Genomic DNA, 7849 nt, shown 5'->3' with positions numbered 1-7849 from the left:
GGCAGGCCGCGGCGGAGGAGGTGGAGGCGGCGGCGCGGGAGGCCACGGGGAGGCGCAACCAGGCGGAGCTGCTGGAGGGCGGGCTGCACCCGGCGGAGCTGACCGCCGAGGAGGCCGCGATGACGTCCGAGGGCGCCAGCGCGGCGACCGGGGCCGCCGGGCTGGAAGGCCCGCCGCCGTTCCTCCGGGGCGACGACGTGACGCCGGACCTGAACGACGAGCCCCTGCCCCTCCAGGACCTGGACCTGGTCGAGGACCTGGACGAGCTGGCCGGGCCGGATGAAGAGGCGCAGGCAGACGACTTCGACGACGACGACGACGGCCACCAGCCGGTGTGAAGCCGCGCCGGCACCGGGTCCCTGGGACTCGGGTCACCCGAGTCCTCCGGGACCAGCGGGGTACCGGATGGCGGCCATGACTGTCTTTTCCGGATTTCGCGCGCGCAGCGAAGTACTCGGGTGTTTGGCAAAGCTTCCGCGAGTTGCTTGTTTTCTTCCACTCATCAACCCGGTGCGTCACCCTTTCTCCAGGCGGGGCGCCGAGGGGAATGACAAATCCTGTCACCGCGCGGGTCCGCCGCGACTGACACGCCTTTCACCCGCCAGTCAGCTCAAACCCAGACATTGACAGACTTTCGCGGAAGCCAATAAAAGGCGTGACAGCATTTTGAAGCACCGGTAGTGCTGTCTCCGCTTCTGGCTGTAGAGCAGACATCCGCCGAGGGCCGGGTGGTCCCCCCGGGTCGGCGAACGCCCGCCTCCTCCTCTCCATTTCCGTGAGGTCCCGCGACCGCGCTCTCCTGGAGCGCGGCACGGGAAACGTGTCTCCGGGCTCCGTCCCGGGCACGTGAGGCCGGCGCGTGCCTGATGTGCGTCATTTCCTGTGTCCCTGTCTGTCTTCCCAAGGAGTGTCGAATGAAGCGAACGTCCCCCCGTTGGTTCCGGTCGCGCGGCATGCTGGGCGCGCTGCTGCTGTCCCTGTCCTCGCCGTGGATGGCCGCGTGTAGCTCGGGTGCGCCCGCGCCGGACACCACCGCTCAGCAGCAGACCCAGTCCCAGGTCACCGTCGCCATCGGGGCGCAGGACCTCATCACCCAGGCCGTAAAGGGCCGCGTCTCCGCGCAGGCCTTCAGCTACACCGACGTCGCCAGCATCCGCGTCGACGTCTCCGAGCAGGGCACGGGCGGCCTCGTCATCTTCAAGAACTTCGACCTCTTCACCTCCGCTGGCAACTGGACGGGCACCCTGCCCTTCCTGCCCAAGGCCAAGGCGCTCACCTTCTTCGCCCGTGCGCTCGATGCCTCGGGGAACCTGCTCTTCTCCGGCTCGCTCGATGCCACGCTGAACCTCGACTTCGAGACCGTCACCATTCCGCTGGCCCCGGCCAACAACAACGCCGTCATCTCCCTGCCGCGCATCCGCAAAATCAGCATCCCCAGCGCCTTCGCCTCCTCGCAGTCCGGCAACATCACCTTCGCGGTGGAGGCCACCAACGGCGAGGCGCTGCGCTACGCCATCACCTCCGCCGTCGCGGGCAGCGGGACGTTCTCCCCGCTCAACGGCGCCATCACGCTCCAGAACACCGCGGGCGCCTTCGTGTCCCAGTACACGCCCCCCACCGTGAGCACGGAGACCGTCTTCACGCACACCGTCACGGTGACGAATCCCGCCGGGCACTCCATCAGCACCACCTTCACGACGAAGGTGAAGCCCAATGAGACCTCCAGCGGCGTCATCGACACCTCCGTCGCCGTGCTCTTCAACCCCGTCATCAACGGCCTCAACGGCCTGCGCGTCCGTGACACCCAGAACGTCATCTTCACCGCGGACGTGAGCGACGACGGGGCGCAGGAGGCCCTCACCTACGCATGGAGCTTCACGCCCGCCACGGGCACCACGCCGGACCCCGTGCCTGCCTTCACGGGCGCGACGAACCCGTCCACGCTCCAGAACTACACCACCGCCGTGCAGGGTGACCTGAAGCTCGCCGTGACGGACGGCAACAACGGCACCACCACCCTCACGTACAAGCTCACCCCGGATCAGTTCCCGGACAACCCCGTCGCCGAAGGGCCGCTGGATGGCATCAACAGCATCCGCACGGGTTGGGACCATTCCTGTGCGCTGCTGAATGACGGCTCCGTGCGCTGCTGGGGCTACGGTGCGTTTGGCCAGTTGGGCTACGAGAACACCCAGAACATCGGCGACAACGAGCTGCCGTACACGGCCGGCGCGGTGAAGCTGCTCGGCAAGGCCACGAAGCTCGCGGCGGGTGGCAACCACTCGTGCGCCCTGCTGGACACGGGTCTGGTGCGCTGCTGGGGCCAGAACACCTACGGACAGCTCGGCTACAACACCACGCAGAACCTGGGCGACGGCGAGCCCGTGGCCAGCTTCGGCTACGTGAACCTGGGTGGCCCCGCCACCCGCATCACGGTGGGCGCGGAGCACTCCTGCGCGGTGATGGCCACGGGCAAGGTGCGCTGCTGGGGCCGCAACCAGTACGGCCAGCTGGGCTACGGCCACGTCAACAGCATCGGTGACGACGAGCAGCCCTGGAAGGCGGGCGACGTGGACCTCGGCGGCGCCACCGCCACGGACATCGCGGCGGGTGGCTCGCACACCTGCGCCCTGCTCTCCAACGACAAGATGCTCTGCTGGGGCTACAACGGCTACGGCCAGCTCGGGTACTTGAACTACAACAACATCGGTGACAACGAACTGCCGGGCAGCCAGACCGCGTTCGAGCCGGCCGGGCCGGTCTCGCAGATCTCCGTCGGCGGAAACCACACCTGCGCCCTGCTGAAGACGGGGACCGTGCGGTGCTGGGGCCTGAACAACTACGGGCAGATGGGTACGGGCCAGTCCGCCAGCTACTTCCTGTTCAGGGACTCGGGGAGCATCGACCTGGGCACCAGCGCGCTGCAGATCTCCGCGGGTTCGAACCACACCTGCGCCCTGCTCTCCACCGGCAGCGTGCGGTGCTGGGGCTACAGCGGCTATGGCCAGCTGGGCTACGGCAGCACCGGGACCCGGTCCACGCCGGGCCCGGCCGTGGACCTGGATGGCGCCACCGCGTACCAGGTGTCCGCGTCCGCCGGAAACCACACCTGCGCCCTGCTCTCCACGGGCAAGGCGCGCTGCTGGGGCCAGGGCAACTGGGGTCAGCTCGGCTACGGCAACACCAACCACATCGGTGACAACGAGCAGCCCTCGGCCGCGGGCGACATCCAGCTCCTGCCGCCGTCGCCGTAGTCACTGACGTCCTCGCGGGCGCTCGCAGGACCGGGGCGCCCGCTCCCTTTCCGTCCGCAATCCCATTCGCCTTCAGGAGTGTCCCTTGCAGAGCTCATCCCCCCGTTGGTTCCGGTCGCGCGGCATGCTGGGCGCGCTGTTGCTGTCGCTGTCCTCGCCGTGGATGGCCGCGTGTAGCTCGGGTGCGCCCGCGCCGGACACCACCGCTCAGCAGCAGACCCAGTCCCAGGTCACCGTCGCCATCGGGGCGCAGGACCTCATCACCCAGGCCGTAAAGGGCCGCGTCTCCGCGCAGGCCTTCAGCTACACCGACGTCGCCAGCATCCGCGTCGACGTCTCCGAGCAGGGCACGGGCGGCCTCGTCATCTTCAAGAACTTCGACCTCTTCACCTCCGCTGGCAACTGGACGGGCACCCTGCCCTTCCTGCCCAAGGCCAAGGCGCTCACCTTCTTCGCCCGTGCGCTCGATGCCTCGGGGAACCTGCTCTTCTCCGGCTCGCTCGATGCCACGCTGAACCTCGACTTCGAGACCGTCACCATTCCGCTGGCCCCGGCCAACAACAACGCCGTCATCTCCCTGCCGCGCATCCGCAAAATCAGCATCCCCAGCGCCTTCGCCTCCTCGCAGTCCGGCAACATCACCTTCGCGGTGGAGGCCACCAACGGCGAGGCGCTGCGCTACGCCATCACCTCCGCCGTCGCGGGCAGCGGGACGTTCTCCCCGCTCAACGGCGCCATCACGCTCCAGAACACCGCGGGCGCCTTCGTGTCCCAGTACACGCCCCCCACCGTGAGCACGGAGACCGTCTTCACGCACACCGTCACGGTGACGAATCCCGCCGGGCACTCCATCAGCACCACCTTCACGACGAAGGTGAAGCCCAATGAGACCTCCAGCGGCGTCATCGACACCTCCGTCGCCGTGCTCTTCAACCCCGTCATCAACGGCCTCAACGGCCTGCGCGTCCGTGACACCCAGAACGTCATCTTCACCGCGGACGTGAGCGACGACGGGGCGCAGGAGGCCCTCACCTACGCATGGAGCTTCACGCCCGCCACGGGCACCACGCCGGACCCCGTGCCTGCCTTCACGGGCGCGACGAACCCGTCCACGCTCCAGAACTACACCACCGCCGTGCAGGGTGACCTGAAGCTCGCCGTGACGGACGGCAACAACGGCACCACCACCCTCACGTACAAGCTCACCCCGGATCAGTTCCCGGACAACCCCGTCGCCGAAGGGCCGCTGGATGGCATCAACAGCATCCGCACGGGTTGGGACCATTCCTGTGCGCTGCTGAATGACGGCTCCGTGCGCTGCTGGGGCTACGGTGCGTTTGGCCAGTTGGGCTACGAGAACACCCAGAACATCGGCGACAACGAGCTGCCGTACACGGCCGGCGCGGTGAAGCTGCTCGGCAAGGCCACGAAGCTCGCGGCGGGTGGCAACCACTCGTGCGCCCTGCTGGACACGGGTCTGGTGCGCTGCTGGGGCCAGAACACCTACGGACAGCTCGGCTACAACACCACGCAGAACCTGGGCGACGGCGAGCCCGTGGCCAGCTTCGGCTACGTGAACCTGGGTGGCCCCGCCACCCGCATCACGGTGGGCGCGGAGCACTCCTGCGCGGTGATGGCCACGGGCAAGGTGCGCTGCTGGGGCCGCAACCAGTACGGCCAGCTGGGCTACGGCCACGTCAACAGCATCGGTGACGACGAGCAGCCCTGGAAGGCGGGCGACGTGGACCTCGGCGGCGCCACCGCCACGGATGTCGTCGCGGGCGACAACCACACCTGCGCCCTGCTCTCCAACGACAAGATGCTCTGCTGGGGCCGGAACAGCCTGGGCCAGCTCGGGTACCCGCACCTCAACAACGTGGGTGACAACGAACTGCCGAGCAGCCAGACCGCGTTCGAGCCCAAGGGGCCCGTCGCCCAGGTCAGCGCCAGCAGGTACAACACGTGTGCCCTCCTGAAGTCAGGCAGCGTCATCTGCTGGGGCGCCAACTCCAACGGGCAGACGGGCAACAACCTCCGCAGCAACTCCATCTGGTCCTGCGCTGAGTACCCGTCGAGCTACTGCTACTTCAACACCCTCGCCAGCTCGACCACGGTGAACCTGGGCGGAACGACCGCCTTGCAGGTGACCTCGGGTGGGGAGCACGCCTGCGCCCTGCTCTCCACGGGCAGCATGCGGTGCTGGGGAAGCAACATCTACGGGCAACTGGGCTACGGCAACGTGACGGAACTGGACGTGCCTGGGGGGGCCGTGGACCTGGGCGGGGCGACGGCCTATCAGATCAGTGCCTCGGGCAGCGGCAACACCTGCGCGCTGCTCTCCACGGGCAAGGCGCGCTGCTGGGGCAAGAACAACGCTGGCCAGCTGGGCCAGGGCAACACCGTGGTCATCGGTGACAACGAGCTGCCTTCCGCCGTGGCTGAGATCCAGCTCCTGCCTCCGACCCCGTAGTCCCTGAGCACTCGCGGGCGCCCGGCACACGTCGGGCGCCCGCTTCGCGTTCCTTCCGTGTGAGCCATGACGAAGCCTGCCCTCGCGTTCCTCCTCCTGTGCCTCACCGTCGCGTGCACGTCGCCGACGACGGAGCCGGCCACGCCGGAGCCCACGGCCTCCGTCACGTTCACCGTCTCCACGGACAGCACCGGCCCTCAATCCCAGACACGGCGCGCCCTGTCCGGCATCACCTTCGCGGACGTGGCGCGCATCCGCGTCGACGTGGAGGACGCGGTCAGCCACAGCGCGCTGTTCACGAACTTCGACCTGGTGCCCTCCCCCTCCGGGTGGTCCGGCACGATGCCGTCCCTGCCGCGCCATCAAGCCCTGACCTTCATCGCGAGGGCCTACGACGGGAACGGCGCGCTCCTCTTCCAGGGCAGCACCACCCAGACGCTCGTCGCGGACCGGGAGTCCGTGGCCATCGCGCTCGCGCCCTCCAACGACGGCGCGCCCATCACCCTGCCCCGCATCCCCCGCATCCAGCTCCCCGGTGAGCTCGTCTTCGGCCAGCCCGCCACCGTCACCTTCTTCGTCGAGGCCACCTCCGGCGAGGCCCTCACCTTCACGCTCACCCCCGCGACCGGCGGCGGCGCCTTCGTTCCCTCCAGCGGGACGTTCACGCTCACCGGCACCTCCGGCGCCTTCGTCGCGCGTTACCTTCCCCCCTTCGGCATCCCCAGCCCCACCGACTACACGCACTCGCTCACCGTCACGAACCCGGCGGGGCACTCGGTCAGCACCACGTTCGTGACGCGCGTGCTCCCCGCGGACCGGTCCACGGACTCGCTGGGCACCACCGTGCGCATCCTCTTCGCGCCCGTCATCCAGGGCCTGGCCGCGTCCCGGCTCGCGGGCACCTCCGACGTCGCGTGGACCGCCACCGTGTCGGATGATCAGCCCGCGCGCACGCTCGACTACGCGTGGAGCTTCACCCCGGACGCGCCCGTGACACCTGCCCCCGGCTTCACCGCGCAGGCCAACCCCACCGTCCTCCAGCACTACGCGCCCTCGCTCCAGGGCCGGCTGTCCCTCCAGGTCACCGACGCCGCCGGGGCCCGCACCACCGCCACCTACCGCCTGGGCGCGCAGCAGTTCCCCGATGCCCCCGTCCAGACTGGCGGGCCCACCGACGCCGCCCAGCTCCGCGCCGGGGACAGCCACACCTGCGCCCTGCTCAACGACGGCTCCGTGCGCTGCTTCGGCGGCGGCGCGCAGGCCGGCTCGGCTACACCGGCACCGCCAACGTCGGCGACGACGAGACGCCCGCGTCGAAGGGCCCCGTGCCGCTCGCCCCGGGGGAGAAGGCCGTGCAGCTGGCCACCGGCCTGGGCCACACCTGCGCCCTGCTCTCCACGGGCCGCGTGCGCTGCTGGGGCGCCAATGCCTCCGGACAGCTCGGCCTGGGCCACACGCGCGCCATCGGCGACGACGAGCCCATCGCCAGCGTGGGCACCGTCGACCTGGGCGGCGCCCGCGCCCTGCGCATCACCGCGGGCGACCGCCACACCTGCGCGCTCCTCACCTCCGGACACGTGCGCTGCTGGGGCGACAACACCCACGGCCAGCTGGGCCTGGGCCACACCGACACGCTGGGCGACGACGAGCCGCCCCCCACCACCGACGTCCCCGTCGGCGCCCCCGTGCAGGACCTGGCCGCGGGCGGCGACCACACCTGCGCCCTGCTCTTCTCCGGCCGCCCGCGCTGCTGGGGGCGCCAACGCCTACGGACAACTGGGTTACAACCGTGACGACGATGTCGGTGACACCGAGTTGCCTTCGTCAGCCGGTGACGTGGACGTGGGCGGCACCGCCGTGCAGCTGGCCCTGGGCACCCAGCACACCTGCGCCCTGCTGGACACCGGCGCCCTGCGCTGCTGGGGCGCCAACGCCTACGGCCAGGTGGGCAACGGCAACCCGGACTACGCGACGCCGCTGACCGCCGTGGCGCTGGCTTCGGGCCTCCGCGCCGTGCAGGTCGCCGCCGGGGCCCAGCACACCTGCGCGCTGCTCGAGTCCGGCCAGCTCCAGTGCTGGGGCAACGGCGCCCGGGGCCGCCTGGGCTACGCCAACACGCGCTCCC

At 69.8% G+C, this 7849-nt stretch carries 3 protein-coding genes and 3 pseudogenes; all 6 read left to right on the top strand.

Annotation, left to right across the window (positions count from 1 at the left end; genetic code table 11):
- Nucleotides 1-338: pseudogene (locus ACLEQD_RS31900) on the top strand (serine/threonine protein kinase); the annotation flags it as partial.
- A 576-nt stretch (nucleotides 339-914) separates the two neighbouring features.
- A complete protein-coding gene (locus ACLEQD_RS31895; RefSeq protein WP_410389274.1) occupies nucleotides 915-3254 on the top strand; it encodes an RCC1 domain-containing protein in 2340 nt (779 codons plus the stop codon).
- Nucleotides 3255-3378: 124 nt separating this feature from the next.
- Nucleotides 3379-5724: an RCC1 domain-containing protein gene (locus ACLEQD_RS31890; protein WP_410389276.1), complete on the top strand. Its 2346-nt coding sequence runs from the start codon at nucleotides 3379-3381 to the stop codon at nucleotides 5722-5724.
- 66 nt (nucleotides 5725-5790) lie between these two features.
- A pseudogene (locus ACLEQD_RS31885) lies at nucleotides 5791-6945 on the top strand (RTX toxin); the annotation flags it as partial.
- Between the two features lie 104 nt (nucleotides 6946-7049).
- Nucleotides 7050-7517, top strand: coding sequence for an RCC1 domain-containing protein (locus tag ACLEQD_RS31880; RefSeq protein ID WP_410389275.1), 468 nt, complete (start codon nucleotides 7050-7052; stop codon nucleotides 7515-7517).
- 43 nt (nucleotides 7518-7560) lie between these two features.
- Nucleotides 7561-7849, top strand: a pseudogene (locus ACLEQD_RS31875) (RTX toxin); the annotation flags it as partial.

The organism is Corallococcus sp. 4LFB (assembly GCF_046520365.1).
Classification (GTDB): domain Bacteria; phylum Myxococcota; class Myxococcia; order Myxococcales; family Myxococcaceae; genus Corallococcus; species Corallococcus caeni.
This window is presented reverse-complemented; position numbering and strand designations above follow the sequence as displayed.

Excerpts from the sequence above, each read along its gene's own strand:
- ACLEQD_RS31890 (WP_410389276.1), top strand. The coding sequence starts at position 3,379 with ATGCTGGGCGCGCTGTTGCTGTCGCTGTCCTCGCCGTGGATGGCCGCG.
- ACLEQD_RS31895 (WP_410389274.1), top strand. The coding sequence starts at position 915 with ATGAAGCGAACGTCCCCCCGTTGGTTCCGGTCGCGCGGCATGCTGGGC.